Genomic DNA, 25971 nt, shown 5'->3' with positions numbered 1-25971 from the left:
CATCTACTTGCGGAATTGCTCCGCCGCCGCGCAGGCGAGTTGATCGGCCCGCTCATTTTCGGGGTGGCCGGCATGGCCTTTCACCCATTGCCATGTCACCTTGTGGCGGGCCGCGGCCCTGACCAGCTCCTGCCAGAGTTCCGCATTCTTCACCGGCTTCCTGTCGGCCGTCTTCCATCCATTCTTCTGCCAGCCGAACACCCATTTGGTGATGCCGTCCATCACATATTTGCTGTCGGTATAGAGCGTCACCTGGCATGGACGTTTCAACGTCTCCAACGCCTGCATGGCGGCCATCATCTCCATGCGATTGTTGGTCGTCTGCGCTTCACCGCCGGAGATCTCCTTCTCCGTCTCGCCAAAGCGCAGCACGGCGCCCCAGCCGCCGGGGCCGGGATTGCCCTTGCACGCGCCGTCGGTGAAGATCTCGACCTGGGGAAGGGTGCTCATGCGCCGAGCAGCATGGCCGGATCGGCAGCGGCGTAGAATTCCAGGCGGCGCAGATAGGCCAGCGGGTCCTTGCGCGTCACCAGCGCATCGGCGGGCGTATTGATCCAGTCATAGGCGCGCGTCAGCAGGAAGCGGAGCGCCGCACCCCGGCAGAGGACGGGAAAGGCGGCCCGTTCGGCTTCGGTCAGGCCGTGCGTTTCCCGATAGCCGGCACCCAGCGCCGCCGCCCGATCGCCGTGCCATGTCGCGCCGTCATTGCTGAACACCCAGGCGCTGTGGGTGACGGCCAGATCATAGGCGCGGATGTCGGTGCAACTGAAATAGAAGTCGATGAGGCCCGTCACCCGATCGCCCAGCATCAGCACATTGTCCGGGAAGAGGTCGGCATGGATCACGGAGCGAGGCAGCTCGGCGGGCCAATGGGTGTCGAGGAAAGTAAGTTCCTCCGCCACGCGGGCCTTGAGGCCCGGCGCGATCCGGTCGAAGTCCGCGCCGCATCTGGCGGCCAGATCATGCCAGCCGGGGAGATCGAGGGCATTGCGGCGCGTGCCGGCAAAGCCCTCCGCCGCCCGGTGCATCGCGCCCAGCGCCGCGCCCGCGGCCCGGGCCTGGCCCGCGGTCGGTTCGGTCACGGAGATGCCGGTCAGGAATTCGATCAGGCAGGCGGGGCGACCGGCAAGCTGTTGAAGCCGCCTGCCTTCCCGGTCCGCGATGAAACGGGGGACGAGGCAACCGCGTGCGCCCAGATGGTCGAGCAGGTCCATGAAAAAGGGCAGGTCCGCCTCATTCACCCGCCTTTCGTAGAGGGTGAGGATATAGCGATGACCATTGCCGTCCGGGCCGGTGGTCTCCAGCAGATAATTGCTGTTCTCCACCCCCTCCGCAATGCCCTTGGCGGAAACGAGGCGTCCGGCGTCGTAGCGGGTGAGGAAAGCGTCGATCTCTTCGGCGGGGACCTGGGTATAGACGGCCATGGAGTTATGCGGCCTCCAGTCCGCGGGGGAGTTTGAACGCAATGCTTTCCCGCGCGGTTTCGACCTGTTCCTCGGCCACGGAAAATCTTTCGCCGATCCGGTCCACCACTTCCCGCACCAGCACTTCGGGGGCGGATGCGCCGGCGGTAAGGCCCAGCGTGTTCACACCCTCCAGCCAGGTGAAGTCGATCTCGTCCGCGCGCTGGATCAGGCGAGCGGGCGTGCCTTCGCGCTCCGCCACCTCGACCAGCCGCAGCGAGTTGGAGCTGTTGGGCGCGCCGATCACATAGACGGCGTCGCACCGGGCGGCGATGGCCTTCACCGCCGCCTGCCGGTTGGAGGTGGCGTAGCAGATATCCTCCCCCTTGGGCGCATGAATGGTGGGGAAGCGGCGCTGGAGCGTGGCGACGATCGCGGCAGTGTCGTCGACGGACAGCGTCGTCTGCGTCAGGAAGGCGAGATTGTCGGGATCGGCAGGGGTAAAGGCCTCTGCATCCTCCACCGTTTCGACAAGGGTCATATGCCCCGCCTCGACCTGACCGAAGGTGCCGATCACCTCCGGATGGCCCTTATGGCCGATGAAGAGGATATGGCGCCCCGCTTCGACCTGCCGTTCGGCCTGGCGGTGGACCTTGCTGACCAGCGGGCAGGTGGCGTCCAGATAGTCGAGCCCGCGCTCCTCCGCCTTGGCCGGGACCGTCTTGGGAACGCCGTGGGCGGAAAAGACCACGGGCAAGCCGTCGGGAACCTGGTCCAGTTCCTCGACGAAGATCGCGCCCTTCGCCTTCAGCCCGTCGACCACATATTTGTTGTGGACGATCTCGTGCCGGACATAGACAGGCGTGCCATATTTCTCGATCGCCCTTTCGACGATGACGATGGCGCGGTCGACACCGGCGCAAAAGCCGCGCGGGGCGGCGATCAGCAGCTTCATGGGCGGAAGATCGGTCATGCCTGCCGCTTAGGCCAATGTGGCTTTGGAGGAAAGCCGCTTCCTTGCCGCCCTGTGCAGTTTGAGTTGCGTGGGGGACGGGCTATGGATAAGAAGCCCAACGCCTGTTCCCAAGGGATTGCCTGTGACCTTTTCTCGATTTGCGCTGACCGGAATGATCGCCATGGCCCTTGCGGGCTGTTCCCAGCGGGGCGAAATCGATCCCACCGGCGGCATCGTGGCCGTGCGATCGGCCTGTCCCGTCGCGGCGATCCCGGCGCAGACCGGCGACGTCACCCTGTTCAATCCGGCGGGCAGCACGGATGCCCGTGCGATCGACGTGGTGGCGGAGATCACCAACCTGCGCTCCACCTGCTCGGAAGGGGACCAGCTTTACACGGAGGCGACCTTCACCGTGAACGCCCGCCGCAGCGATGCGGGCGCGGCGCGGCAGGTGACGCTGCCTTATTATTCCGCCGTGGTGCGGGGCGGCAACGCCGTCGTCGCCAAGCGTGTGGGCCAGGTGGTGCTCGACTTTCCGGCCGGGCAATATCGCGCCACCACGACCGCCAAGGCCGGCTCCTATGTGAACAGGGCTGCCGCGACGCTGCCGGCCGACATCCAGCGCAAGATCACGGAGAAGCGCAAGGCGGGGGATGCCGACGCGGCGATCGACCCCTTCGCGCAGCCGGACGTCAAGGCGGCCTTGCAGCGAACCAGCTTCGAGCTGCTCGTGGGTTTCAACCTGACCCAGGATCAGCTCCGTTACAACGCGACCCGCTAAGCTTAGCTCAGTTCATTTCCCCGTTCGGGCCGAGCTTGTCGAAGCCCTTGTTTCTTGAAGAAAAAGGGCGACCCTTCGACAGGCTCAGGGTGAACGGGTCCTGGTAGAAAGTTCGCCCAGTGTCTCTTTACAACCGCTTCACCGCCCATCTCGATGCCGTGCTCGACGCGCTGGAGGCTGACGGCACGCTGCCCGCCGGCCTCAACCGCAAGCCGGTGACGGTCGAACCGCCGCGCGATCCAGGCCATGGCGATCTTGCCACCAACGCCGCCATGGTGCTGGCCAAGCCCGCCGGCAGCAATCCGCGCGCGCTGGCGGAGAAGATCGTCGCGGGCCTGGAAAGGCTGGACGAGGTAGAGAGCGCATCGATTGCCGGCCCAGGCTTCATCAACCTGAAGCTGACCGACGCCACCTGGCGGGCGGAACTCGCCGCGATCCATGCGGAGGCGGAGGAATATGGCCGCTCCTCGACGGGCGAGGGCGTGACGGTCAACGTCGAATATGTCTCCGCCAATCCGACCGGCCCCATGCATATGGGCCATTGCCGGGGCGCGGTGGTGGGCGACGCGCTCGCCACGCTGCTGGAGCATGTCGGGCACAAGGTGATCCGCGAATATTATATCAACGATGCCGGCGGGCAGGTGGACGTGCTCGCCCGGTCGGCGCATGTGCGCTATCGCGAGGCATTGGGCGAGGCGGTAGGAGAGATTCCCGAGGGTCTTTATCCCGGTGATTATCTGGTGCCGGTGGGGCAGGCGCTGGCCGCCGAATATGGCGACAAATATGTCGGTGCGCCGGAGAGCGAATGGCTGGTGCCGTTCCGCACCAGAGCGGTCGCGGCGATGATGGAGATGATCCGCAGCGATCTGGCGCTGCTGGGCATCCATCATGACATATTCTCTTCCGAGGCCGAGTTGCAGGCGGCAGGCAAGCCCGAAGCGGCCGAAAAATGGCTGCGCGCGCACGACCTCGTCTATGACGGCGTGCTGGAAGCGCCCAAGGGCGAGACGCCGGAGGATTGGGAGCCGGTCGAACTGCCGCTGTTCCGCTCGACGAAATTCGGAGACGATCAGGACCGGCCGATCAGGAAGTCGAACGGAAGCTGGACCTATTTCGGCGCCGACATGGCCTATCATTTCCAGAAGGCGCAGACGGCCGACCAGTTGATCGACATCTGGGGCGCGGACCATGGCGGCACGGTGAAGCGCATCCAGGCCGCCGTCGCCGCGCTGACGGAGGGCAAGGCGCGCTTCGACGTCAAGCTGATCCAGATGGTCCGCCTGCTGCGCGACGGCGAGCCGGTGAAGATGTCCAAGCGCGCCGGCAATTTCGTGACGCTGGCCGATGTGGTTCGCGAAGTAGGCAAGGATGTGGTCCGCTTCACCATGCTGACGCGCAAGGCCGACGCGCAGATGGACTTCGACTTCGCCAAGGTGGTGGAGGCGTCGAAGGACAATCCGGTCTTCTATGTGCAATATGCCCATGCCCGCATTTCCTCGCTCGGACGGCGGGCGGAGGAGGCGGGGATCGACCTGCCCGCGCCCGACCTGTCCCGCCTTGGGACGGAGGAGTTGGGGCTGGTGAAGCTCGCCGCGCAGTTTCCGCGTGTGGTGGAGGGGGCGGCTTCGGCCCGTGAACCGCATCGCATTGCCTTCTATCTCAATGACTTGGCTTCGGCCTTCCATAGCTGGTGGAATCTGGGCAACGACAATCCGCGGGCGCGGGTCATCCTGACGGACGACCCGGCCACCACTTCCGCGCGGCTTTTCTTGAGCCGGGGAATCGGGCAGATCATCCGCAACGGGTTGGCGCTGATGGGCGTTGCGGCCCTGAACGAGATGCAATGACCGGCGGAGTTTGATCGAGATGGGCGATTATGCGCGGGGAAGGCTGGACCTGGACGATGAGGAGCGTCTGCCCTGGCTGGAACCCGCCATCGAGGATGAGGAGGAGCCGGGGCTGTCGCCGCTGCGGCTGCTGGGCTTCATTCTCTTTGGCCTGGTGCTGATCGGCGCGGTCGTCGCGGGGGTCTGGCTGATCCAGAACCGGACGGGCGGCGCCGGGGGCGAGGGTAAGCTGATCGCCGCGCCTGCCGGCAACTATAAGATTCCGGCCAAGGAAGCCGACGCCAAGAAGTTCGATGGTGAGGGCGATGCCAGCTATGCCGCGAGCGAGGGCGTGGCGCGTGACGGGCGAATCGATCCGACCCGCGTGCCGGAGGCGCCGATCACGCCGACCGGGACAGCGGATAATGCGCGCCCCGCTGTGCAAGGCAAGCCGTCGCAGAGCGTCACGGCGCGCGTGGCGGACGAGACCAGCGCCCGGCCGGCGACGGCGGCGGCCCGGCCGGCGGGCGGCGGCATGATCCAGCTTGGCGCCTATGGCAACCAGGCTTTCGCCAAGGATGCATGGAAGCGGCTGTCCAAGCGCTTCACCTATCTGGAGCCGTTGCCCATGTCGATCGAGCAGGCCGAGGTGGGCGGCAGCACCGTCTACCGCCTGCGCGCGGCGGCGGGCGGGCAGGCGAGTACGCTCTGCGGCAAGCTCAAGGTCGCGGGCGAAAGCTGCATGGTGGTGAATTAGGGGAATGGGACTTGGCCGGGAATGGCCGTCCTGAGGCATTCCTCCTCCCGCAGGCGGGAGGGGGAATGTCTTGGACCCGCCCATTTATGTCCCTCGGCCAAATCCCACCGATCCTGCGGCAAGGCCGGAACAACCCCTTCGACAGAGCCGCTTTCAGCCGCTACCATCGCTCCGCATGAAACCCGTTATCTTCGGCCTTTCCGGCGAGACACTGACTTCCGATGAACGCGCCTTCTTCGCGGAGGCCGATCCGGCGGGTTACATCCTCTTCCGCCGCAATATCGTGGATCGGGGGCAACTTCGCGCATTGACCGACGATCTGCGCGCGTTGCATGGCCGGGACGATCTGCTCATCATGATCGATCAGGAAGGCGGCCGGGTCGCGCGGATGCAGGCGCCGGTCTGGCCCAGCTTTCCTCCTGGCGCGGTGTTCGACAAGCTCTACGAAATCGCTCCGTCCAGCGCCATCGCGGCGGCCCATGCCAATGCGCGGGCCATTGCCACCACATTGGCGGAAGTCGGCATTACCGTCGATGCGCTGCCGTTGCTCGACGTGCGGCAGGAAGGGGCAAGCGACATCATGGGCGACCGCACCCTTGGCGCGGAGCCGATGCGGGTCGCCGCCCTGGGGCGGGCGGTGATCGAGGGGCTGGCCGATGGCGGCGTGGTCGGCATCGTCAAGCATATGCCCGGGCATGGCCGGGCGATGGTCGACAGCCATCATGAACTGCCCATCGTCACCGCCGACGAGGATGCCCTGGCGATCGATCTGGCACCGTTCCAGGCGTTGAAGGATGCGCCCATGGGGATGACGGCGCATGTCGTCTATACGGCCTGGGACCCCGACCTGCCGGCCAGCCTCTCCCGTTCCGTGATCGACACGATCATCCGTGGGCGGATCGGCTTTGCCGGGCTGCTGATGTCCGACGATCTGGACATGAAGGCGTTGAAGGGCAGCATCCCGGAACTGGCGGCGGCAACGGTGGCGGCGGGCTGCGATCTGGCGCTCAATTGCTGGGGGCGGATGGACGATATGGTCGGCATTGCCGACCTGCTGCCGGACATCGGGACCGAGGCGAAGGCAAGGCTGGACCGGGCGATGGCGTCGAGCGGCGCGTCGCCCGAGGGGCCGCCGCTGGAGGAACTGCTCGCCACCCGCGACGCCTTGCTGGCGATGGTGCCGGCGTGAGGCGGGGCGCCGATTGCCGGAAAGCGCCCTGCTAGCGATGGACGACCTCTTCGCCCCTGCCGCCGCGGCCCGGCCCGACATGCTGACCGTCAGTTTCGAAAGCTGGGAGGGGCCGCTCGACCTGCTGCTGGCGCTGGCGCGGACGCAGAAGGTCGACCTGCGCGAAATCTCCATCCTCGCGCTGGTCGAACAATATCTCGCCTATATAGAGGGCGCGCGGAAGCTGAAGCTGGAACTGGCGGCCGACTATCTGGTGATGGCGGCGTGGCTGGCCTATCTCAAATCCTCGCTGCTGCTGCCGAGGGAGGCGCAGCCCGAACCCAGCCCCGAGGAACTGGCGCTGCGTCTGCAATTGCGGCTCCAGCGGCTTCAGGCGATGCGGGAGGCGGGCGCCCGGCTGATGGCGCGCGACCGCATCGGCCGCGACGTGTTCGTCCGCGAAAGGCCCGAAGGCCTGCGCCTCGTCCGCAAGGCGAAATGGGCGGCCAGCCTGTTCGACCTGATCCAGTCCTACGGCCAGGTCCGTGCGCGGACGCAGCCGGTGGTGCATATGGTCGCGGTGCGGCCGGTCATGACCCTGGACGAGGCGATACAGCGCGTAGGCACGCTGGTGGGGGCGGCGATCGACTGGACCGCGCTTGAAGCCTTCCTGCCGAGCGGGCAGGATGGGCCGATGGCACGATCGGCATTGGCCAGCAGTTTCGTCGCCGCGCTGGAACTGGCGCGGCAGGGGCGGCTGGAAATCCAGCAGGACGGGATTTTCGAACCCATTTTCCTGCGGGCCGCCGTGCCGGAACCGAATGCGGGGCGCCTATTGTGATCGAGGAACAGGACGATTTCCTTCGTGCGGTGGAGGCCGTGCTGTTCGTATCGGAACAGCCGCTGACCCTTGGCGAAATCAAGCTGCATGTGGGGGAGGCGGGCGATCTTGCCGCCGCGCTGGCGACGATCAGCGGTCATTATGCGGGGCGCGGCGTCAATCTGGTCGAGCGGGGCGGGCGCTGGCATTTCCAGACGGCTGCGGACCTTTCCCATATCCTTCGCCGGGAGAAGGACGAGACACGCAAGCTGTCGCGCGCCGCCATGGAGACGCTGGCGATCATCGCCTATCATGAACCCGTCAGCCGCGCCGAGATAGAGGCCATTCGCGGCGTTCAGGTGGCGAAAGGCACGCTGGACGTGCTGATGGAGGCGGGCTGGGTCAGGCCCGCCGGGCGCCGGGAGGTGCCGGGAAGGCCGCTGATCTACGCCACCACGGTAGAATTTCTGTCACATTTCGGCCTTAGCAGCCGCAGGGACCTGCCGGGTATCGACGACTTGCGGGCCGCCGGCCTGCTCGATCCCGTCGATTTGGCGCTTGAGGGTCTGGGCGCCCAATCCGTTGTGGAAAATGATGAGGAAGACGCCTAGATCATGCTTGGGCCTCTGTCGGGCCGAAACATGATCTGCGGGTTTGTTCGCCGTGATTTCCGGGCCGTGAAATATTTCCATTTCACGCGAAATCACTCTAGATAAGACGCAGTTTCAGGAGTGTGTTCAAATGGGTTCCTTTTCGCTGATGCACTGGGTCATCGTTCTCCTGGTGGTCATGCTGCTGTTCGGCGGCGGCCGCATCTCCGGGTTGATGGGCGACGTCGCCAAGGGCATCAAGAGCTTCAAGAAGGGCATGGAGGACGACGACGTGCCCACCAAGCCCGCCACGCGCATCGAGGGCCATCGCGTGCCCGAACAGGACGCGCCCACCGCGACGGAAGAAAAGACCAAGGCCTGATTTTTCCTTCGGCCGGGGCGGTAGGCACGCATGTTTGGTATCGATTCGTCTGAACTTCTGGTGATCGTCATCATCGCGGTGATCGTCATCGGCCCGAAGGACCTGCCGCGCGCGCTCTACAAGGTGGGGCAGATCGTGGGCAAGGCGCAGTCCATGGCGCGCCATTTCCGCACCGGCATCGATGCGATGGTTCGCGAGGTGGAACTGGAGGAGCTGGAGAAGAAATGGGCCGCGCAGAACAAGCGGATCATGGAAGAGCATCCGCCGGAGACGCTTGCGCCTGAAACCGCCGGTGAAACCGGAGCCTTGCCAGCACCCGCCGCCGCAGCGGCAGCCGGGGAGGTCCCGCCCTTCGTCGCTGAATCGGCCCCGGCGAGCGAAGCGCGCCCCTATGTCGCCCCGCCAGCGACGGACGGACCGCCCTATGTGGCGCAGGAACCGGTGCGGAAGGACGACGCGGCGGCATGAAGGACATCGACGACAGCAAGGCGCCTTTGCTAGACCATCTGATCGAACTGCGCGGACGGCTGCTCAAATGCGTCTATGCGCTGTTCATAACGGGCGCGATCTGTTTCTATTTCTCCGAGCAGTTGTTCGCGATTCTGGTCCATCCGCTGAAGGAAGCCTTTGGCGACGATGGCGGGCGGCTGGTCTACACCAAGCTGTATGAAGCCTTTTTCGTTCAGGTGAAGATCGCGGTCTTCGGCGCTTTCTGCCTGTCCTTTCCGATCATCGCGAACCAGCTCTGGGCCTTTGTCGCGCCGGGGCTCTATGCGAAGGAAAAGAAGGCGCTGCTGCCGTTCCTCATCGCCACGCCCTTCCTCTTCGCCATGGGCGCATCGCTGGCCTATTTCGTGGTGATGCCCACGGCCTTCCACTTCTTCCTGGAATTTCAGGGCAACAGCAGCGGCCTTCAGGTGGAGGCGTTGCCGAGCGCGGACAGTTATCTGGGGCTGGTGATGCAGTTCATCCTCGCCTTCGGCATCAGCTTCCTGATGCCGGTGCTGCTGATGCTGCTCAACCGCGCCGGTTTTGTGAGCCGGGCGCAGTTGATTGGCCTGCGCCGCTACATGATCGTGGCCGCCTTCGTGCTGGCGGCGGTGCTGACGCCGCCGGACGTGGTCTCGCAGCTCATGCTGGCGATTCCGCTGCTGGCGCTTTATGAAATCACCATCGTCGCTATCTGGTTCACCGACCGGAAGCAGGCCAAGGATCTGGCCACCAGCGAAGCGGCGGACGCTGCGGGTTGAAAAAAGGCTCGCTGTGAAGCGAGCCTTTCCATCGGATCAGTTGGCGGCGTTTTCGACCGCCTGGCCGGCGCTTTGCACGTCCTTGCCGGCGCCTTCGACCGTATTGCAGGCCGCGACCATCAACGAACCGGTCAATAGAAGGGCGGCCAATATCTTCCTGGTCATCATCGTCTCCTTTTCAGAGCCTTTGTCCTGCATAGCTGGCAGGAAATGCTTCAACCGGGCGTCATGCCGGTGACCAGTGAACAACCCGCTGCCCGGAAAAGCGTTCCGAGAGCGAAAATATCTCTGATTTCCGGGGAGTTGGCTAAAAAATTCTGAGCCCGGAACGCGTCGGGGGGGGGGAGATGCGTTCCGGGCTCATGTTTTTTTGGATAGCAAGAGCGGGGGGCAAAAGATTTGCTATCCGCAGTGCAGAACCCATGAAGGAAGGATTAGGTTCCCCACGACCGAAAAAATGATGAGAAATTTATTTCGTTATTTTTCAACGGTTTGATTGGTTTCTGAAACGGTAACCATAAAATAATCGGCATTTTTCCGCAAAAAAAGCTCGTCAGATCAGCGGCCGGCCGCTGTTGCGATATTCGGGGCGGACCGTCGATTGGGGAAGGCCCGGCGCATCGGGAGACAGAGGGGCAAAAGGCCCGGTGACGGGCACGGCCGGCGCGGGGGATACCGTGACGGGTTCCGCCACCATGGGATCGAACATCGGGGACTTCGCGGTCAATGCCAGCCGGGCAGGCCCCGACTGTGTTTCGCGCCCTGAATAAGCCATGCGGAAAGCGGCGGCCGTGCCACCGGCGCCGGGCGGGCGGTAGAAGATATGCGCGCCGATCACGGCAACCGGCCGCATCGCGCCGGCCCATTCGGGTCGCACCGCCAGCGTATGATAATAGGTGGCAAGGCCGACGGGCCGATAGACCATGCCGGAAAGCGCCTGAGCGGCGATGCGGCGGGCGCGCGCCCATCCGTCCGCGCTCGCGCCGCGCGCCATGGAGCCGTCGCAGCTGAAGGTGAACTGGCAGCGATAGTCGGTGCGTTCCGACCCCTGGTAGATGACGCCGCACACGCTCTTGGGCCAGGCGGGGTTGCGGACGCGGTTCAGCACCACCTGCGCCACGGCGCGTTGCCCGTCCTCCGGCTCGCTCCCCGCCTCATAATAGACGGCGGATGTCAGGCAGTTGAGCGCCCGATAGCTGTCGAGCGCGGTCAGGCCCCGGAAAGCCATGGCGGGAGCAGCCTGCACGGCATCAAGCCCAAGTACATGCTCGCTTCGCAGCGTTGCGGCGCCGGGCGCGGGATCGAAGGCGCCCTGCGCGAAGAAGAAGGCGGATCCCGGGAAATTCTCACCAGGCTTCTCCGCGGGATCATCCTGCGCATGGTTGGCGGCCAGCAGGTCAAGCGGTGCCGCTGTGATCAGGCGCGGCGCGCCGAGGGCGAGCAGCGCCAGCGCGGCGACGACGCCGTGCCTCACCCCTGTCCGCTGGCCCTTCAAAGCCCCTTTTCCCCCGAAAATCCGCATATTGGTGCCCATCATAGGGGAAAAGCCTCGCCAGTTCCCCTGCGGAATCCGGCCTGTCCCGCTCTGAGACGGTGGAGGGTGCAAAGCTTAACGAGTCCAGCGACAATCCCGACTTTCGCGCGGCCATCAATCCGTTGCTTGGCAAGCGCGTATCTGGTCCGCTATGCGGAAGCCATGCTGGTTCAGAAAGATAGTCTCGCCCTGATTGGCAACACGCCGTTGGTGCGCCTTGCCGGCCCTTCGGAAGAGACGGGTTGCGACATTTACGCCAAATGCGAATTCGCCAATCCCGGCGCTTCGGTAAAGGATCGCGCGGCGCTGTTCATCGTCAACGATGCGGAGGAAAAGGGGCTGTTGAAGCCCGGCGGCACCATCGTCGAGGGGACGGCGGGAAATACCGGCATCGGGCTGGCGCTGGTCGCCAACGCCAAGGGCTATCGGACGATCATCGTCATGCCGGAGACGCAAAGCCGAGAGAAGATGGACACGCTGCGCGCGCTGGGCGCAGAGCTGGTGACGGTGCCGGCGGCGCCCTATTCCAATCCCGGCCATTTCGTCCACACCTCCCGCCGCCTGGCGGAAGAGACGGAAGGTGCGATCTGGGCCAACCAGTTCGATAATATCGCCAACCGCAAGGCGCATATCATTGGCACCGCCGAAGAAATCTGGACCCAGATGGACGGGCAGATCGACGGCTTCACCTGCGCGGCGGGGACGGGCGGGACGATCGCTGGCGTCGGGCTGGGCCTGAAGGCGCATGACGAGAATATCACCATCGCGCTCAGCGATCCGCATGGCGCGGCGCTTTACAATTATTATGCCCATGGCGAGCTGAAGGCGGAGGGGTCTTCGGTGGCCGAGGGCATCGGGCAGGGACGCATCACCGCCAATCTGGAGGGCGCGCCGATCGATACCCAGTTTCGCATTTCCGATGAGGAAGGGCTGCTCTGGGTACGGCGTCTGCTGGCCGAGGAAGGGCTGTGCCTGGGCCTGTCGTCGGGCATCAATGTCGCGGGCGCGGTGGCGCTGGCGAAGCGTCTTGGGCCCGGCAAGCGGATCGTCACGATCCTGTGCGATACCGGATTCCGTTATCTTTCAACGCTTTATAATCGCGAATGGCTGGAATTGAAGGGCTTGACTGTCTTCCCCTGGCTCGCGCAAACTCGTTGACCGCCGACACAGGTCGCGGCGGCGATAAAAAAGAGCGCTTCATGGCTGAAACACCCCGCCAACAGGAAGGGTTGCAGCGTGTCCAGATTGGCCTCACCGGGCTGGCGGGCGTGGTGTTGCTCGTGGGTCTGGCGAATATCGTGATCGACAAGGCGCGGATAGACGATCCGACGGTGCCGCCGCCGACCGTGCCCACGCTGGACGTGAATGCGGTATCGCCCAAGGAGCCGCTGGCGGAACTGGGCGTGCAGCCCGCGCCGGAGCAGGCGCCGATCGTGCCGGACCTGCAACCCGACCCCAATCTCAAGAAACCCATGGATCGCGAGATTCCGCCGGCTTCGCGCTGATGCTGGCGGGTTCGGCTTGAAGGCTGCGCTTCGGACATTTGTGATGCTGGCTCTGCCCGGGCTCCTGGTGCTGCTCGGCGGGTTGCCCGCGCTGCTGCGGACCGGGCAGGTCGATCCTCGGGGCTGGATGGTTCCGGCATTGCTGTCGATCCCGATGGCCGCTGTGCTGAAGGGGCGGCTGGGGGACGGGGCGGCGTGGTGGGCCGGGCTGGGAACGGTTGGGGCGGTGCTGTCCTGCGCGTTTCTGGCGGCTTGGCGCGTGCCGGCTTTGCTGCCCGTGCTTTGGTTGCTTGCGGTGGTGCTGGCGGCCATGTTTGCGGGATTGATGTTCCGTATTCCCACCAAGGCGCTCGAGAGAGACGAATGGCTCGCGACCGCCCGGTCCAAATGGCGGGACTGGGTTCGTGCCTTCGCAGGAGCAGGGCGGATTGCTGCGATGGGCCTGGCCTTGCTGGCTCTCGCGGCGTGCTGGCTGGCTCAGGAGCCGGCTGTTCAGCGCGCGCCTCATCCTCCCAAATTGTCCATCATCACCGGACTGCCGCTGTTCTGGCGCGATGGCGCCCAGGTGGATGCGCCCATCGTCACCGTCCTCCGCCAGCGATTCGACCTGAGCCCGCTCGATTCGCCGCTCGCTCTGGAAAACAGCCCTGCCAAGACGCTCCTCCTGGTCCAGCCGCGGGCTTTTTCGATGGATGAACTGGTCGCGTTGAACGGATGGATCAGCCGGGGCGGCAAGGCGCTGGTCCTGGCCGATCCGGAACTGCGTTGGCCGATGGACCTGCCGTTGGGCGACCGGCGGCGACCGCCGGCCGTCACCTTGCTCGCGGCGATGATCGAATATTGGGGCGTCAGGCTGACGCCCCCCAGCGCGGGCGAAAAGCGTCATTTTCTGGGCGATGGGCGGGTGTTGACCGTCTATTCCGCCTCCGGTTTCGAGGATGCGGGGCCGAAGTGCCGCATCGTGGGGCGGGGGTTGGTGGCACGCTGCATGGTGGGGAAGGGCAGCGCAACCATCGTCGCGGATGCCGATCTGATCGACGACAGGCTCTGGCTCGCGGATGCCGCCGCGTCGTTGGAGCCCGGACAATGGACCGCCGATACCCCGCAGTTCGTGGCGGAAGCTTTGGGCGCCACGCTTCCGGCAGGGCGGCGCTGGGTCCGGTCGGGTGACGCGCTGGTCAACGCCGTTCGCTGGGCTGTCCTCGTCGGGATTTTCTGGGCGGCCTTGGGAACCGTGTTTTTCCGGCGGCGCGGGGCGGCTCCCTTGGACCTTTCTTCGCCACGTCCTGCCCGGCCAACGCCATTTAAAGAGGGTTAATTACCAGAACAAAACAGGATTTCCCGGCTTTTCCCAAAATATCCCTTTTCTTGCACCCCGTGGCTTGGTATTTGAAAGCCATAGGGGTTTGTCAGGCTTTGCTAGTCCTGTGAGCCGGTTCGTCTCTGCGCGAATCCGGCTGGCGATAGCCTGCGCCCCGGGAACAGAGGGGCAGCAGTCCAAAAGTGTCGGAAGTCATTCTCTATACGGGCAACGCATTCAGCGTCGCGGACGGCAAGGGCCGTTTCGTGCTGCCCCTGGAGATGCGCCGGCAGGTCAAGCTGTCCAGCGGCAATGAAACCCGGCTTTTCCTCTCGGTCCATGGCGGCAACCCCTGCGCCACGGGCTTTGGCGAATCGCACCGCCGTCATCTGTTCACCGAAGTCGAGGAACTGGCCCGCGAAGCGCGCGCCGCGGGGCGCGACTATGATGCCGATCTGGAACTGGAGCGCCGCCTCGGCACGATCGAGGAGGTCAATTTCGATGACGGCGGCCGCTTCGCCATGCATCCCGACATCAAGGAGGAATATGGCATCACCGACGCCGTCTTCTTCTACGGCGTGGGTCGCTACATCCAGATCTGGAAGCCGGAAACGCTAGTCGACAGCAAGGACCGGCCGGAACTGATCCGCAACAAGGTTTGCCGCTGGCTGGACCAGCGGACGGCTGGAGGGGCCAGGTGAGCGCTTCCGCCGATCATGCCAAGGACCCCGAGCGCCATATTCCGGTGCTCATCGACGAAGTGCTCGACGCCCTCGCCATCAACCCCGGCGAGGTCCATGTCGACGGCACGTTCGGCGCGGGCGGCTATTCGGGCGCCATGGCGGACAAGGGGGCGAGGGTCTTCGCCTTCGACCGCGATCCCGACGCGATTCGCGAAGGGCAGGCGCTGGCCGACGAAAAGGGCATCACCCTGATCGCGGGCGAATTTTCGCGGATGGAGCAACTGCTGGCGGACCGGGGCGTGACATCGGTTTCCGGCGTCACGCTGGACATCGGCGTTTCGTCCATGCAGCTCGACCGGCTGGAGCGGGGCTTTTCCTTTCAGGGCGACGGGCCGCTCGACATGACGATGAGCCGGAGCGGGATGAGCGCCGCCGATTTCCTGAACAATGCCCCCGAGCAGGAGATTGCCGACATCCTCTATCGCTATGGCGAGGAACCCCGCTCGCGCCGCGTGGCGAAGGCGATCGTCGAGGCGCGGCCGCTGGAGCGTACCGGGCAGCTTGCCGGCGTCGTGCGCAAGGCGCTTGGCCACAAGCCGCATAACAAGAAGGACCCCGCCACCCGCACCTTCCAGGCGATCCGCATCCATGTGAATCGCGAGCTGGAGGAGCTGGAGCGGGGGCTGGAAGCGGCCGAGGCGATGCTGGAGGAAGGCGGCCGGCTGGCGGTCGTCACCTTCCACAGCCTGGAGGACCGCATCGTCAAGCAGTTCCTGCGCAACCGCAGCGGCAGCGAGGCGAGCGGATCGCGCCATTTGCCCCAACTCCAGTCCGGTCCCGCGCCGACTTTCGAAAGGCCAGCCAAGGCGGTGCGGCCCGGCATGGCGGAACTGGCGCGCAACCCCCGCTCCCGATCCGCCACGTTGCGCAGCGCCGTTCGCACGTCCGCCCCTGTTTCCCCCCGCCGAACCCAAGACAGGAAACCCCGCTCATGATCGCGGTCAAGAGATTGCAGAGCCTGATCTGGATCCTTCTGGTCGCGCTGGGGGCGCTGGGCGCTTATCTGGTGTCGCTCAAGGTCGCGACCGAGCGTAATGAGTTGATGAAGGTGCGGGCGCAGATCGCGCGGGCGAAGGCCGACATCCGCTATCTGGAGACCGAGTTCAGCGCGCGGGCGAACATGCGGCAGCTTGAGCGCTGGAACCAGGACGACTTCATGTATGCGACGCCCACCGCCCAGCAATATCTGGCGGGCGAGCGGGCGCTGGCGCATCTCGACGGGGTGCAGCCCAACGGGCCCGATTATGTCGCGCCGCCGGTGATGGTGGCGATGGTGCAGACGCCCGCCGATCTGCCGTCGGCGCCGCAGGCCGCGCCCGCCAGCCCCGCGCCGACCCAGATCCGCAGCGACATCGCCGTGATCCGGGAGGCGCATGCGGCGGACAATGTCGACAAGATCGCCAAGGCGCCGCCCGTCAAGACGCCCAAGGAAAAGGCGAAGGAGGACGCCGACACGACGAAGCCCAATCCCGTCGCCCGCCGCGCGGAGCGGATGGCGATGCTGGACGCGAAGCTGCTCGACGACAGCACGCTGGGGGACATCAGCGCCAAGGCGAAGCGCGAGCGCGCCAAGGGGGATCGCTAGATGGCGACGATCATCGTTCAGCCGGGCGGCGCGAGAGCGGGCAAGCAGCGCGTCGACCTGACGGCGATCGCGCATAACCGGCTGATGTTGCTGCTGATCCTGTTCATGGTGATCACGGCGGTATTGATCCTGCGCCTGACCTGGGTGGGGGTCTTCGCCGGCAACGGGCGGGGCGGCGACGCGATGGGCGGCCTTCCTGCGCGGGCCGACATTGTCGACCGCAACGGCGTGCCGCTGGCGCGCACCATGGATGCCTATTCGATTGCGGTGCGGCCTTCGCGGCTGATCGGCGACCCGTCCGAACTGGCCCGCAAGCTCCATGAGATATTCCCCGACGAACCGGAAGCCGCCTTCCACAAGAAGTTGACCGGGCGCGGCTGGGCCTATCTGCGCCGTCGCGCGTTGCCGGAAGAGGTGGCGGCCGTGAACGCCCTGGGCGAGATCGGCATCGAATTCCCGCGCGAGAAGGAGCGGCTCTATCCGCAGCGCACCTTGGCGGCGCATGTGATGGGCTTTGCGCCCAATACGGACGGCAAGGGCGGCATGGGCGTGGAAGCGGCGTTCAACGACCGGCTGACCGATGCGGCGCTGCGCGGCCAGCCCTTCGCCATGTCCATCGACAGCCGCGTGCAGGGCGCGCTGGAAAGCGAGCTGTACGCGCAGCTCGTCCAGACCCGCGCAAAGGGGGCGGGCGGCGTGATACTGGACGCCAATACCGGCGAGGTGATCGCCATGGCGTCAATCCCCGTGTTCGATCCCAACAAGCTGCAAAATTATGCGGGCAAGAGTTGCAGCGAATCGCCGCTCTGCAATCATATGGTGCAGGCGCGCTATGAACTGGGATCGGCGTTCAAGCCGCTGTCCATTGCCGCGGCGATGGATCGCGGCGTCGTCACTTCCATGTCGAAGACCTATGACGCGACGGCGCCGCTCGCCATTGCGGGCTTCCGGATCAAGGACGACCATCCGCTCGGCCGCTGGATCAACGTGCCGGAAATCCTGGTGCACAGTTCCAACATCGGTACGGCGCGGATCGCCGACCAGATGGGCGCGGAGCCTTTGCAGCATCTTTTCCGGGAATTGCACTTCGATCAGCGCGCGCCGATCGAGCTCAATGAACGGGCAGGCACGCTCTGGCCGGCCAATTGGGGGCGCATCACGACGCTGACCGTTTCCTATGGCCATGGCATCGCCGTAACGCCTTTGCATCTCGCTTCGGCTTATGCGGCGTTGGTGAACGGCGGACTGTGGCGGCCCGCTACCCTGCGCAAATTGAAGGCGGACGAGGTGCCGGAGGGCCGCCGCGTCTTCTCCGCCGCGACCAGCGCGCGCATGCGCCAACTGTTGCGCATGATCGTGGCGGCGGGTACAGGTCGCAGCGCCGACGCCAAGGGATACCGGGTGGGCGGCAAGACGGGTTCCGCCGAAAAGCCCCAAGAGGGCCGGTATAACAAGACTTCGCTGGTGACGACTTTCGCTTCTGCCTTTCCCATGGACAATCCGCGCTATGTGGTCCTCGTCACCATGGACGAGGCGACGGGTCAATATGGCCTGCGCACGGCCGCCTGGACGGCGGCGCCGGTCGTGAAGCGGGTGGTGGAACGCACCGGGCCGATGCTGGGCGTGCTGCCCGACGAGCGGCGCGACGTCGACATTTCCGACCTCATGCCGCTGCTGCACGGCGACAAGGAGAAAGAATAATGCGCCTCGGGTCGCTTATCGAGGGGCTGGATGCGAAGCTCGATACAGGCGCGTCGCTGGACCTGCCGGTATCGGGCTTCGCGATCGATAACCGGAAGGTCGCGCCGGGCACGGTGTTCGGGGCCTTCCAGGGAGCACGGGTCAATGGCGAGGACTTCATTCCCGCCGCCGTGCAGGCAGGGGCAGTGGCGGTCGTCGCCCGGCCGGAGGCGCGGGTGGACGGCGCGATCCATATCGCCTCGGACAACCCCCGCCGCCTGTTCGCGCAGCTTGCCGCGCGCTATTTCGCGCCGTTTCCGGAGGTGACCGTTGCCGTCACCGGGACCAACGGCAAGACCTCCACCGTCGAACTGACCCGGCAGCTCTGGCGGATGCTGGGGCATAAATCCGCCTCCATCGGCACCCTGGGCGTGACCACCTCCGTGGATCAGGTTTCCACCGGGCTCACCACGCCGGACATCGTGACCTTCCTCGCCAACATGTCGGGCCTGAAGCGCGAGGGCATCACCCATGCCGCGTTCGAGGCGTCGAGCCACGGGCTGGCGCAATATCGCACTGAAGGACTGCCCGTGTCCGCAGCCGCCTTCACCAACCTGTCGCGGGATCATCTCGATTATCATGGCGACATGGACAGCTATTTCGATGCCAAGATGCGGCTGTTCGACGAGGTGGTCGAGCCGCAGGGCGCGGCGGTCGTCTGGGCCGATGACGCATGGTCGGAAAAGGTTATCCAGCGGGCTACGAAGCGGGGGCTTCGTGTGCTGAGCGTCGGGGTGCAGGGGCAGGCATTGCGCCTTGCCAACCGCACCCCGACCCAGTTGGGCCAGACGCTGGACGTCGAGGTTGAAGGCAAAAGCCACAAGGTCAACCTGCCGCTGATCGGCGCCTATCAGGCGGCCAATGCGCTCACCGCCGCCGGTCTGGTGATTGCCGGCGGCGAGGATGCGGGCAAGGTGCTGGAACTGCTGGGCCGGGTGCAGCCCGTGCGCGGGCGGCTGGAGCGGGCCGTCATCACCAGGACGGGCGCGCCGGTCTATGTCGACTATGCCCATACGCCCGACGGGTTGCGTGCCGCCATCGAGGCGCTGCGGCCGCATACGCGGGGTCGGCTGATCGCGCTGTTCGGCGCGGGCGGGGATCGCGACGCGGGCAAGCGGCCGCAAATGGGCAAGGTGGCGGCGGACCTTGCCGACCATGTGATCGTCACCGACGACAATCCGCGTTCGGAGGAGCCCTCCGCCATCCGCGCCGCCGTCATGGCGGGCGCGCCGGGCGCGGAGGAGATTGGTGGTCGCCGTGCCGCCATCGCCGCCGCCATCGCTCAGGCAGGCGCGGACGACATTGTCCTCCTGGCAGGCAAGGGGCATGAGCAGGGCCAGATCATCGGGGACCGGGTGCTGCCCTTCGACGATGTGACCGTGGCGCGGGAATGCGCCGGATGAGCGCACTCTGGACCTCCGAAGAGATTGCGCAGGCCACGGGGGGCGTCGCTTCGGCGCCCTTCGCCGTTTCTGGCGTGGCGTTCGACAGCCGCGAAGTGACGGGCGGCGACCTGTTCGTCGCGATGAAGGGCGAGGCCACGGATGGCCATCGCTTCGTCGACAAGGCGTTCGGTCAGGGCGCGGCGGGCGCCATCGTCAGCCAGCCGATCGCGCAGCCGCATGTGCTGGTGCCCGACAGCGCGGCGGCGCTGGAGGATCTTGGTCGCGCCTCCCGCGCGCGGATGCAGGGCAAGGTGGTCGGCGTCACCGGATCGGTGGGCAAGACCGGCACCAAGGAGGCGCTGTTCCATGCGCTCGACCGCATCTGTCCGGGGGAGGTCCACCGCTCCGTCAAGAGCTACAACAATCATGTCGGCGTGCCGCTGAGCCTGTCGCGCATGCCGCGCGAATCCGCCTTTGGCGTGTTCGAAATGGGCATGAACCATGCCGGCGAGCTGGCGGCGCTGACCCGGCAGGTGCGGCCGCATGTCGCCATCGTCACCGCCATCGCGCCGGCCCATATCGAATTTTTCGGCACCGAGGAGAAGATCGCGGAGGCCAAGGCCGAGATTTTCGAGGGGCTGGAGCCGGGCGGCACGGCGGTCATCCCCTATGACAGCCCGCATGTCGCGACCCTTTATGCCAAGGCGGAGAAGCATGCGGCACGAATCCTGACCTTCGGCTTCGATCCGGAGGCCGATGTCCGCGCCCGCGAAACCGTGCCTGCGGTGGGCGGCGGCACGCTGGTCACGGCGGCGCTGCCGGGCGTCGAACTGTGCTTCACCGTGGGGGCTCCGGGCGAACATTGGGTTTCCAACGCTCTGGCGGTGCTGGCGACGGTGGAGGCGCTGGGCGGCGATCTGGCGGCGGCGGGACTGGCGCTGGCGGAAATGCCGGGCCTTCCGGGTCGGGGTCAGCGGAGCATCCTGCCTGTCGAGGGCGGCGAGGCGTTGCTGATCGACGAAAGCTATAACGCCAATCCGTTGAGCATGACGGCGACGCTCAGGCAATTGGGCCGGGAGCAGGCGGAGCGCCGCATTGCCGTGCTGGGCGGGATGCGCGAACTGGGCGACCGCAGCCGCGAATTGCATGCCGGGCTGGTCGAACCGCTGACGGCGGGCCAGGTGGATTATGCGGTGCTGGTGGGCGAGGAGATGGAGCCGCTGGCGCAAGCGCTGGGCGGCGTCATCGCCTTCGACCATGTATCCGACGCAGCCAGCGCCACCGACCTCATTCGACATGAAATACGCGCGGGCGATGCGGTCCTGGTGAAGGGATCGAACGGCATCGGCCTCTCGCGCCTCGTCGCCGCGCTACAGGAAGCAAAGAACTGATGCTCTACTGGCTTGCCCAGACCATGGATTTCGCGGGTGTGTTCAACCTCATCCGCTATTTGAGCTTCCGGGCGGGCGCGGCGATCGCGACCGCGCTCATCATCGGCCTGCTGATCGGGCCGCGCTTCATCGGATGGCTGCGCGTGCGGCAGGGCAAGGGGCAGCCGATCCGCGACGACGGTCCGCAGACGCACCTCGCCAAGCGCGGCACGCCGACCATGGGCGGCCTCATGATCCTGACGTCCATGGTGTCGTCGGTGCTGCTGTGGATGGACCTTTCCTCCATCTATGTCTGGGCCTGCCTGTTCGTGACGCTGGGTTTCGGCGCCATCGGTTTCCTCGATGATTATGACAAGGTGACGAAAGCCAGCCACAAGGGGCTTTCGGGCAAGATGCGCCTGGCCTTCGAGTTCCTGATCGCCGGTTTCGCGGCGTGGCTGATCGTCAGCCAGCATGGCAATACCGCGCTGTACGTGCCCTTCTACAACGGTCCGGCGATCGAACTGGGGCCGTTCTACTTCCTCTTCGCGGCCTTCGTGATCGTGGCGTTCGGCAATGCGGTGAACCTGACCGACGGTCTGGACGGGCTTGCGACGATGCCGGTCATCATCGCCTGCATGGCGTTCATGGCCATCGTCTATCTGGTCGGGCGCGCCGACTTTGCGGGCTATCTTGGCATTCCGCATGTGCCGGGGGCGGGCAACCTCACCATATTGTGCGGCGCGATCATCGGGGCGGGCCTCGCCTTCCTCTGGTTCAACGCGCCGCCCGCCGCCGTCTTCATGGGCGACACCGGCAGCCTGGCGCTCGGCGGCACGATCGGCGTGATCGCCGTCACCGCGCATCATGAGATCGTGCTGGGCGTGATCGGCGGGCTGTTCGTGGTGGAGGCGATGTCCGTCATCATCCAGGTCTTCTTCTACAAGCGCACCGGCAAGCGCGTGTTCAAGATGGCGCCGATCCACCATCATTTCGAACAATTGGGCTGGGCCGAGCCGACCGTCGTGATCCGCTTCTGGATCATTTCCTTCGTGCTGGCGCTGGCAGGCCTCGCCACGCTGAAGCTGCGGTGAGCGCCATGGGGATCGTTTCCGACGTCTTTGCAGGCAGGAAATATGCGGTGCTGGGGTTGGCGCGGTCCGGCCTCGCCACGGTCGAGTGCCTGGCGGCGAGCGGGGCTGAGGTCGTGGCATGGGACAGCCGGGACGAGGCGCGCGCCTCCGTTAAGGGCAAGGCGGAGTTGGCCGATCCCACCGAAATCGACCTCAAGGGCTTCGACGGCGTGGTGGTGTCGCCCGGCGTGCCGCTCAACAAGCACCCCATCGCCATGCATGCGAAGCTCGCGGGGGTGCCGGTCATTGGCGACATAGAGCTGTTCGCGCTCGCCCGGCCCAGCCTGCCCAGGCATCGGGTGGTGGGGATCACCGGAACCAACGGCAAGTCCACCACGACCGCTCTGGTCCATCATATCGTCGAGACGGCGGGCATTCCCACGCGGATGGGCGGCAATATCGGGCTGCCGATCATGGGACAGGACCCGTTGCCGGAGGGCGGCGTCTATGTGCTGGAACTGTCGAGCTACCAGATCGACCTGACGGGCAGCCTGGATTGCGACGTGGCGGTGCTGCTCAACATCACGCCGGATCATCTCGACCGTTATAATGGCTTTGAAGGCTATGTAGCCTCCAAGGCGCGGCTGTTTGCGATGCAGTCGGCCGGGCATGCCGCGGTAATCGCGACGGAAGATGAGCCGAGCCGGGGGATATTCCATTCCGTCCGTCATTCCCGGCAAGGCGGGAATGACGGGGTTGTGGAGGTGCGATCGAGCGACATCGCTCCCTCCGCTCAGGCCGGCTGGCCCGCATTGCAAGGCCCGCATAACGCCCAGAACGCCGCCGTCGCCATCGCGGTCGCCCGCGCGCTGGGCATCGGCGAAGCGACAATCGAACAGGGCCTGCAAAGCTATGCCAGCCTTCCCCACCGGATGCAGCGGGTGCGGGAACTGAACGGCGTCCTCTACGTCAACGACAGCAAGGCGACCAACGCCGCCTCGACCGCGCCGGCGCTGGCCGCCTATCCGCCGGTCGATGGCCGCAAGCGGCTGCACTGGATCGTCGGCGGCCTGGCCAAGACCGACAATCTGGACGAGTGCGCGCCCTGGTTCGCCAATGTGGCCCAGGCCTATACCATCGGCGAAGCGGGCCCCATGTTCGCTGAGCTGTTGCGCCCGCATATGGCGGTGGACGATTCGGAAATGCTATCGGCCGCCGTTCGCCGCGCTGCGCGGGTGGCGCAGCCGGGTGACGTGGTGCTGCTGTCGCCAGCCTGCGCGAGTTTCGACCAGTTCCGCGATTTCGAGGCGAGGGGCGATGCCTTCGCCGCTGCCGTCGCCGCGCTGGAATAAAGGGAATCGGAGGAGCTTTGGGGGGCATGTCGAGGGCAGGCGATCTTGTAAAGGAGTTCAGGAACCGCACCGTCCCGCGTGAGCGTACGGCGCTGGCCATCTGGTTCTGGGAAATCGACCGCGTGCTGCTGTCGCTGATCGTCGCGCTGATGGCGATCGGGCTGGTCGCCGTGGCGGCGGCCTCCCCGGTGGCGGCGATCGACCGGTCGACCAGCACGGTTTCGGTGACGCCGCTCATCTATTTCTACCGCCAGTTGATGTGGGTGTTCATCGGCCTGCCGATCATGCTGGTGATCTCCATGCTGCCCCGGACGCAGGCGCGCCGGCTGGCCTTTATCCTGTGCATCGTCTTTGCCGTGGCGCTGCTGCTGGTGCCGGTGCTGGGTTCGGTGGTGAACGGCGCCAAGCGCTGGATCGACCTGCCGGGTTTCCGGTTCCAGCCATCGGAATTCCTCAAGCCCGTCTATGTCGTCACCATGGCCTGGTTGCTGTCGCTGCGCGGCAAGGACATGACGCTGCCCGTGATCCCGCTGACCGGCGTGCTGACGCTGCTGATCGCGGCGATCCTGATGAAGCAGCCGGACTTCGGCCAGACGGTGATCTTCCTCGCCTGCTGGGGCGGCCTGCTGCTGCTGTCGGGGGTGTCCATGCGCTTCATCGGCGGGATGGCGGGCGCGGGGCTTGGCGGGCTGGTGCTGATGTACATGTTCTATGAGAACGGACGTCAGCGCATCAACGACTTCCTGGGCATCGGCGTTGCGCAGGATGTCGGGCCGGACCAGACCGAACTGGCCTTCCGCACCATCACCCATGGCGGCTTCCTGGGCGTCGGGCCGGGCGGCGGGCAGAACAAGTTCCGCCTGCCCGAAGCGCATACCGACTATATCTTCTCGGTCATCGGGGAAGAGTTCGGCCTGCTCGCCTGCATCGGCATCGCCTGCGTCTATCTGGCCATCGTCGTGCGGGTGTTCCTGCGCATGCTGGACGAGGACGATAATTTCACCATTCTCGCCGCGGCGGGCCTCACCACCCAGTTCGGGCTTCAGGCGATCATCAACATGGGCGTCAACGCCCAGATATTTCCGTCCAAGGGCATGACGCTGCCCTTTATCAGCTATGGCGGCTCCTCTATGCTGGCGCTTTGTATCGGCGTCGGCCTGTTGCTCGCATTCACGCGGCGCAACCCCTTCATGGGTCGGCACACGGTCGTCAAATGGAGTGGTCGATGAGCATTTCCCGACACTTCGTCCTCGCCGCCGGCGGGACGGGTGGTCATATGATTCCGGCGCATGCCGTTGCTGAAGAGCTGATGCTGCGCGGCCATCATGTCGCGCTGGTGACGGATGAGCGCGGCGCCAAGATACCTGGCATTTTCGACAAGGCGCCTGACAACCGGGCACAGGTCCATGTCATGCCCGCCGGGCGGATGACCCGGAATCCCAGAAGCTGGCCGGGCGCGTTGAAGGCGATTTTGGCGGGCCGGGCGATGGCGCGGCGTCTGAACGAGACGTTCCGCCCGACGGCCGTTGTGGGTTTTGGCGGCTATCCGGCCATGCCCGCGTTGCTGGGCGCGCTGGCCGATGGCATTCCGACCGCCATTCACGAACAGAATGCCGTGCTTGGCCGGGTGAACCGCTATCTGGCGGGACGGGTGGATGCCATCGCGACCGCCTATCCGGATGTCGAGCGGCTCAAGGACAGATATGCCGGCAAGGTCCACCTCGTCGGCAATCCGGTGCGCGAGGAGGTGAAGCAGCTTCGCGAGGAGGATTTTCCCGCGCTGACCGACGAGAGCGTATTCCGTGTGCTGGTCATCGGCGGCAGCCAGGGGGCGACGATCCTTTCCAGCGTCGTGCCCGATGGCCTGGGCATGCTGCCGCTCAGCCTGCGCCGGCGCCTGCAGGTGACGCAGCAATGCCGGGCGGAGGATATTGAGCGGGTGCGCCGGCTCTATGCCGATCTGGAAATCCCGGCGGACCTGGCGACCTATTTCAACGATGTCCCGGAAAAACTGGGCTGGTCGCACCTTGTCATCGCGCGGGCGGGCGCTTCGACGCTGGCGGAACTGACCTGTGCGGGGCGTCCGGCGATCCTGATACCGCTGCCGAGCGCGATGGACGACCATCAGACCGCCAATGCCCGCGAGATGACCGAGGCCGGCGGCGCCCGCACCATTCCGCAGGCGCGCTTCACGGCTGTGGAACTTGCCAAGCAGATGCAGAAGATGGCGCTGGAACCCGGCGCGCTCCAGAATGCGGCCAAGCGCGCCCGCGCCTGCGGTCGCCCGAATGCGGCCCGCGACATGGCCGATCTGCTGGAAAGCATTGGCCCGGCGCCCATCATCAATGACCCGCTGCGTGTCGGCCCGACGCCCACCAGCCTCAATTTGCAGGGTGTTCCTGCATGAAGAACGCCAAACTCTCCCCCAACGGCTCTCTCTATTCTGTCAGCA

The 25971-nt window shown here is 65.6% G+C and carries 27 protein-coding genes; 22 read left to right on the top strand and 5 right to left on the bottom strand.

The window, feature by feature from the left end; translation table 11 throughout:
• Positions 1 to 3: 3 nt before the first annotated feature.
• Genes rnhA through ispH form a run of 3 tightly spaced genes read right to left on the bottom strand, consistent with a single transcriptional unit; the run spans position 4 to position 2376 of the window.
• Positions 4 to 450 (bottom strand): ribonuclease HI, encoded by a 447-nt coding sequence (gene rnhA, locus EGM87_RS10910; RefSeq protein WP_025546973.1) that lies wholly within the window; start codon positions 448 to 450, stop codon positions 4 to 6.
• Positions 447 to 1424 carry a homoserine kinase gene (gene thrB, locus EGM87_RS10905; protein WP_044660147.1) on the bottom strand — a complete coding sequence of 326 codons (978 nt, stop codon included), beginning with the start codon at positions 1422 to 1424 and terminating at the stop codon, positions 447 to 449. Before thrB ends, rnhA begins: the two co-directional genes overlap by 4 nt.
• A 4-nt stretch (positions 1425 to 1428) precedes the next feature.
• A complete protein-coding gene (ispH, locus tag EGM87_RS10900) occupies positions 1429 to 2376 on the bottom strand; it encodes a 4-hydroxy-3-methylbut-2-enyl diphosphate reductase (RefSeq protein ID WP_044660146.1) in 948 nt (315 codons plus the stop codon).
• Between the two features lie 154 nt (positions 2377 to 2530).
• Between ispH and EGM87_RS10895 the strand changes: the two genes are divergently transcribed.
• The 9 genes from EGM87_RS10895 to tatC all read left to right on the top strand — a co-directional run bounded on the left by EGM87_RS10895 (position 2531) and on the right by tatC (position 9932).
• The gene (locus EGM87_RS10895; protein ID WP_037481428.1) at positions 2531 to 3139 is read left to right on the top strand and encodes a hypothetical protein; all 609 of its coding nucleotides are present in this window, start codon (positions 2531 to 2533) and stop codon (positions 3137 to 3139) included.
• A 119-nt stretch (positions 3140 to 3258) separates the two neighbouring features.
• On the top strand, positions 3259 to 4986 hold the full coding sequence (gene argS / locus EGM87_RS10890) for an arginine--tRNA ligase (protein ID WP_044660145.1): 1728 nt from the start codon (positions 3259 to 3261) through the stop codon (positions 4984 to 4986).
• Between the two features lie 19 nt (positions 4987 to 5005).
• Positions 5006 to 5722 carry an SPOR domain-containing protein gene (locus tag EGM87_RS10885; RefSeq protein ID WP_044662763.1) on the top strand — a complete coding sequence of 239 codons (717 nt, stop codon included), beginning with the start codon at positions 5006 to 5008 and terminating at the stop codon, positions 5720 to 5722.
• A gap of 175 nt (positions 5723 to 5897) precedes the next feature.
• Positions 5898 to 6911 carry a beta-N-acetylhexosaminidase gene (nagZ, locus tag EGM87_RS10880; RefSeq protein ID WP_044660144.1) on the top strand — a complete coding sequence of 338 codons (1014 nt, stop codon included), beginning with the start codon at positions 5898 to 5900 and terminating at the stop codon, positions 6909 to 6911.
• Positions 6912 to 6948: 37 nt separating this feature from the next.
• Positions 6949 to 7731, top strand: coding sequence for a segregation and condensation protein A (locus EGM87_RS10875; protein ID WP_044660143.1), 783 nt, complete (start codon positions 6949 to 6951; stop codon positions 7729 to 7731).
• Positions 7728 to 8321, top strand: coding sequence for an SMC-Scp complex subunit ScpB (gene scpB, locus EGM87_RS10870; RefSeq protein ID WP_025546958.1), 594 nt, complete (start codon positions 7728 to 7730; stop codon positions 8319 to 8321). The genes EGM87_RS10875 and scpB overlap by 4 nt, the downstream gene beginning before the upstream one ends.
• Positions 8322 to 8451: 130 nt before the next feature.
• On the top strand, positions 8452 to 8682 hold the full coding sequence (locus EGM87_RS10865; protein WP_007685564.1) for a twin-arginine translocase TatA/TatE family subunit: 231 nt from the start codon (positions 8452 to 8454) through the stop codon (positions 8680 to 8682).
• Positions 8683 to 8712: 30 nt separating this feature from the next.
• On the top strand, positions 8713 to 9150 hold the full coding sequence (gene tatB, locus EGM87_RS10860; protein WP_044660142.1) for a Sec-independent protein translocase protein TatB: 438 nt from the start codon (positions 8713 to 8715) through the stop codon (positions 9148 to 9150).
• Positions 9147 to 9932 carry a twin-arginine translocase subunit TatC gene (gene tatC, locus EGM87_RS10855; RefSeq protein WP_025546953.1) on the top strand — a complete coding sequence of 262 codons (786 nt, stop codon included), beginning with the start codon at positions 9147 to 9149 and terminating at the stop codon, positions 9930 to 9932. Before tatB ends, tatC begins: the two co-directional genes overlap by 4 nt.
• A gap of 36 nt (positions 9933 to 9968) precedes the next feature.
• On the opposite strand, the gene EGM87_RS10850 is transcribed toward tatC, so the two are convergent.
• A complete protein-coding gene (locus tag EGM87_RS10850; protein ID WP_025546951.1) occupies positions 9969 to 10097 on the bottom strand; it encodes an entericidin A/B family lipoprotein in 129 nt (42 codons plus the stop codon).
• 388 nt (positions 10098 to 10485) lie between these two features.
• A complete protein-coding gene (locus EGM87_RS10845) occupies positions 10486 to 11454 on the bottom strand; it encodes a cell wall hydrolase (RefSeq protein WP_044662762.1) in 969 nt (322 codons plus the stop codon).
• A gap of 174 nt (positions 11455 to 11628) precedes the next feature.
• Here EGM87_RS10845 and EGM87_RS10840 point away from each other — a divergent pair, with 174 nt between their 5' ends.
• The 13 genes from EGM87_RS10840 (at position 11629) to murG (ending at position 25926) form a co-directional block, all read left to right on the top strand.
• The gene (locus EGM87_RS10840) at positions 11629 to 12624 is read left to right on the top strand and encodes a cysteine synthase A (RefSeq protein WP_044662761.1); all 996 of its coding nucleotides are present in this window, start codon (positions 11629 to 11631) and stop codon (positions 12622 to 12624) included.
• Positions 12625 to 12665: 41 nt separating this feature from the next.
• A complete protein-coding gene (locus tag EGM87_RS10835) occupies positions 12666 to 12971 on the top strand; it encodes a hypothetical protein (protein WP_044660141.1) in 306 nt (101 codons plus the stop codon).
• A gap of 43 nt (positions 12972 to 13014) precedes the next feature.
• Positions 13015 to 14289 (top strand): Gldg family protein, encoded by a 1275-nt coding sequence (locus tag EGM87_RS10830; protein WP_229742382.1) that lies wholly within the window; start codon positions 13015 to 13017, stop codon positions 14287 to 14289.
• A gap of 185 nt (positions 14290 to 14474) precedes the next feature.
• Positions 14475 to 14972 carry a division/cell wall cluster transcriptional repressor MraZ gene (locus tag EGM87_RS10825; protein ID WP_044660140.1) on the top strand — a complete coding sequence of 166 codons (498 nt, stop codon included), beginning with the start codon at positions 14475 to 14477 and terminating at the stop codon, positions 14970 to 14972.
• Positions 14969 to 15949, top strand: coding sequence for a 16S rRNA (cytosine(1402)-N(4))-methyltransferase RsmH (gene rsmH / locus EGM87_RS10820; protein ID WP_044660139.1), 981 nt, complete (start codon positions 14969 to 14971; stop codon positions 15947 to 15949). Before EGM87_RS10825 ends, rsmH begins: the two co-directional genes overlap by 4 nt.
• Complete coding sequence (locus tag EGM87_RS10815) at positions 15946 to 16599, top strand: hypothetical protein (protein WP_025550614.1); 654 nt, start codon at positions 15946 to 15948, stop codon at positions 16597 to 16599. The genes rsmH and EGM87_RS10815 overlap by 4 nt, the downstream gene beginning before the upstream one ends.
• A complete protein-coding gene (locus tag EGM87_RS10810; protein ID WP_044660138.1) occupies positions 16600 to 18300 on the top strand; it encodes a peptidoglycan D,D-transpeptidase FtsI family protein in 1701 nt (566 codons plus the stop codon). It begins immediately after the preceding gene.
• Positions 18300 to 19742 (top strand): UDP-N-acetylmuramoyl-L-alanyl-D-glutamate--2,6-diaminopimelate ligase, encoded by a 1443-nt coding sequence (locus EGM87_RS10805; RefSeq protein ID WP_044660137.1) that lies wholly within the window; start codon positions 18300 to 18302, stop codon positions 19740 to 19742. Before EGM87_RS10810 ends, EGM87_RS10805 begins: the two co-directional genes overlap by 1 nt.
• Positions 19739 to 21115 (top strand): UDP-N-acetylmuramoyl-tripeptide--D-alanyl-D-alanine ligase, encoded by a 1377-nt coding sequence (locus EGM87_RS10800; protein WP_044660136.1) that lies wholly within the window; start codon positions 19739 to 19741, stop codon positions 21113 to 21115. Before EGM87_RS10805 ends, EGM87_RS10800 begins: the two co-directional genes overlap by 4 nt.
• The gene (mraY, locus tag EGM87_RS10795) at positions 21115 to 22188 is read left to right on the top strand and encodes a phospho-N-acetylmuramoyl-pentapeptide-transferase (RefSeq protein WP_025550622.1); all 1074 of its coding nucleotides are present in this window, start codon (positions 21115 to 21117) and stop codon (positions 22186 to 22188) included. The genes EGM87_RS10800 and mraY overlap by 1 nt, the downstream gene beginning before the upstream one ends.
• A 5-nt stretch (positions 22189 to 22193) precedes the next feature.
• A complete protein-coding gene (gene murD / locus EGM87_RS10790) occupies positions 22194 to 23519 on the top strand; it encodes a UDP-N-acetylmuramoyl-L-alanine--D-glutamate ligase (RefSeq protein WP_044660135.1) in 1326 nt (441 codons plus the stop codon).
• Between the two features lie 26 nt (positions 23520 to 23545).
• Entirely contained in the window at positions 23546 to 24748 is a 1203-nt protein-coding gene (locus tag EGM87_RS10785; RefSeq protein ID WP_025550626.1) for an FtsW/RodA/SpoVE family cell cycle protein, read from the top strand.
• Positions 24745 to 25926, top strand: coding sequence for an undecaprenyldiphospho-muramoylpentapeptide beta-N-acetylglucosaminyltransferase (gene murG / locus EGM87_RS10780; protein WP_025550628.1), 1182 nt, complete (start codon positions 24745 to 24747; stop codon positions 25924 to 25926). The genes EGM87_RS10785 and murG overlap by 4 nt, the downstream gene beginning before the upstream one ends.
• Positions 25927 to 25971 lie beyond the last annotated feature (45 nt).

Origin of the sequence: Sphingobium sp. RSMS, assembly GCF_005406185.4 — a bacterium.
GTDB lineage: Bacteria > Pseudomonadota > Alphaproteobacteria > Sphingomonadales > Sphingomonadaceae > Sphingobium > Sphingobium fuliginis.
The sequence above is the reverse complement of the archived record's forward strand: the minus strand, read 5'-3'. Positions and strand labels throughout refer to the sequence as shown.

Coding starts and splice junctions, on each gene's coding strand:
- rnhA (WP_025546973.1), bottom strand. CDS start 450: ATGAGCACCCTTCCCCAGGTCGAGATCTTCACCGACGGCGCGTGCAAG.
- thrB (WP_044660147.1), bottom strand. CDS start 1,424: ATGGCCGTCTATACCCAGGTCCCCGCCGAAGAGATCGACGCTTTCCTC.
- ispH (WP_044660146.1), bottom strand. CDS start 2,376: ATGACCGATCTTCCGCCCATGAAGCTGCTGATCGCCGCCCCGCGCGGC.
- EGM87_RS10895 (WP_037481428.1), top strand. CDS start 2,531: ATGATCGCCATGGCCCTTGCGGGCTGTTCCCAGCGGGGCGAAATCGAT.
- EGM87_RS10885 (WP_044662763.1), top strand. CDS start 5,006: ATGGGCGATTATGCGCGGGGAAGGCTGGACCTGGACGATGAGGAGCGT.
- nagZ (WP_044660144.1), top strand. CDS start 5,898: ATGAAACCCGTTATCTTCGGCCTTTCCGGCGAGACACTGACTTCCGAT.
- EGM87_RS10875 (WP_044660143.1), top strand. CDS start 6,949: ATGGACGACCTCTTCGCCCCTGCCGCCGCGGCCCGGCCCGACATGCTG.
- EGM87_RS10865 (WP_007685564.1), top strand. CDS start 8,452: ATGGGTTCCTTTTCGCTGATGCACTGGGTCATCGTTCTCCTGGTGGTC.
- tatB (WP_044660142.1), top strand. CDS start 8,713: ATGTTTGGTATCGATTCGTCTGAACTTCTGGTGATCGTCATCATCGCG.
- tatC (WP_025546953.1), top strand. CDS start 9,147: ATGAAGGACATCGACGACAGCAAGGCGCCTTTGCTAGACCATCTGATC.
- EGM87_RS10850 (WP_025546951.1), bottom strand. CDS start 10,097: ATGACCAGGAAGATATTGGCCGCCCTTCTATTGACCGGTTCGTTGATG.
- EGM87_RS10845 (WP_044662762.1), bottom strand. CDS start 11,454: ATGCGGATTTTCGGGGGAAAAGGGGCTTTGAAGGGCCAGCGGACAGGG.
- EGM87_RS10840 (WP_044662761.1), top strand. CDS start 11,629: ATGCTGGTTCAGAAAGATAGTCTCGCCCTGATTGGCAACACGCCGTTG.
- EGM87_RS10835 (WP_044660141.1), top strand. CDS start 12,666: ATGGCTGAAACACCCCGCCAACAGGAAGGGTTGCAGCGTGTCCAGATT.
- EGM87_RS10830 (WP_229742382.1), top strand. CDS start 13,015: ATGCTGGCTCTGCCCGGGCTCCTGGTGCTGCTCGGCGGGTTGCCCGCG.
- EGM87_RS10815 (WP_025550614.1), top strand. CDS start 15,946: ATGATCGCGGTCAAGAGATTGCAGAGCCTGATCTGGATCCTTCTGGTC.
- EGM87_RS10810 (WP_044660138.1), top strand. CDS start 16,600: ATGGCGACGATCATCGTTCAGCCGGGCGGCGCGAGAGCGGGCAAGCAG.
- EGM87_RS10805 (WP_044660137.1), top strand. CDS start 18,300: ATGCGCCTCGGGTCGCTTATCGAGGGGCTGGATGCGAAGCTCGATACA.
- EGM87_RS10800 (WP_044660136.1), top strand. CDS start 19,739: ATGAGCGCACTCTGGACCTCCGAAGAGATTGCGCAGGCCACGGGGGGC.
- mraY (WP_025550622.1), top strand. CDS start 21,115: ATGCTCTACTGGCTTGCCCAGACCATGGATTTCGCGGGTGTGTTCAAC.
- murD (WP_044660135.1), top strand. CDS start 22,194: ATGGGGATCGTTTCCGACGTCTTTGCAGGCAGGAAATATGCGGTGCTG.
- EGM87_RS10785 (WP_025550626.1), top strand. CDS start 23,546: ATGTCGAGGGCAGGCGATCTTGTAAAGGAGTTCAGGAACCGCACCGTC.
- murG (WP_025550628.1), top strand. CDS start 24,745: ATGAGCATTTCCCGACACTTCGTCCTCGCCGCCGGCGGGACGGGTGGT.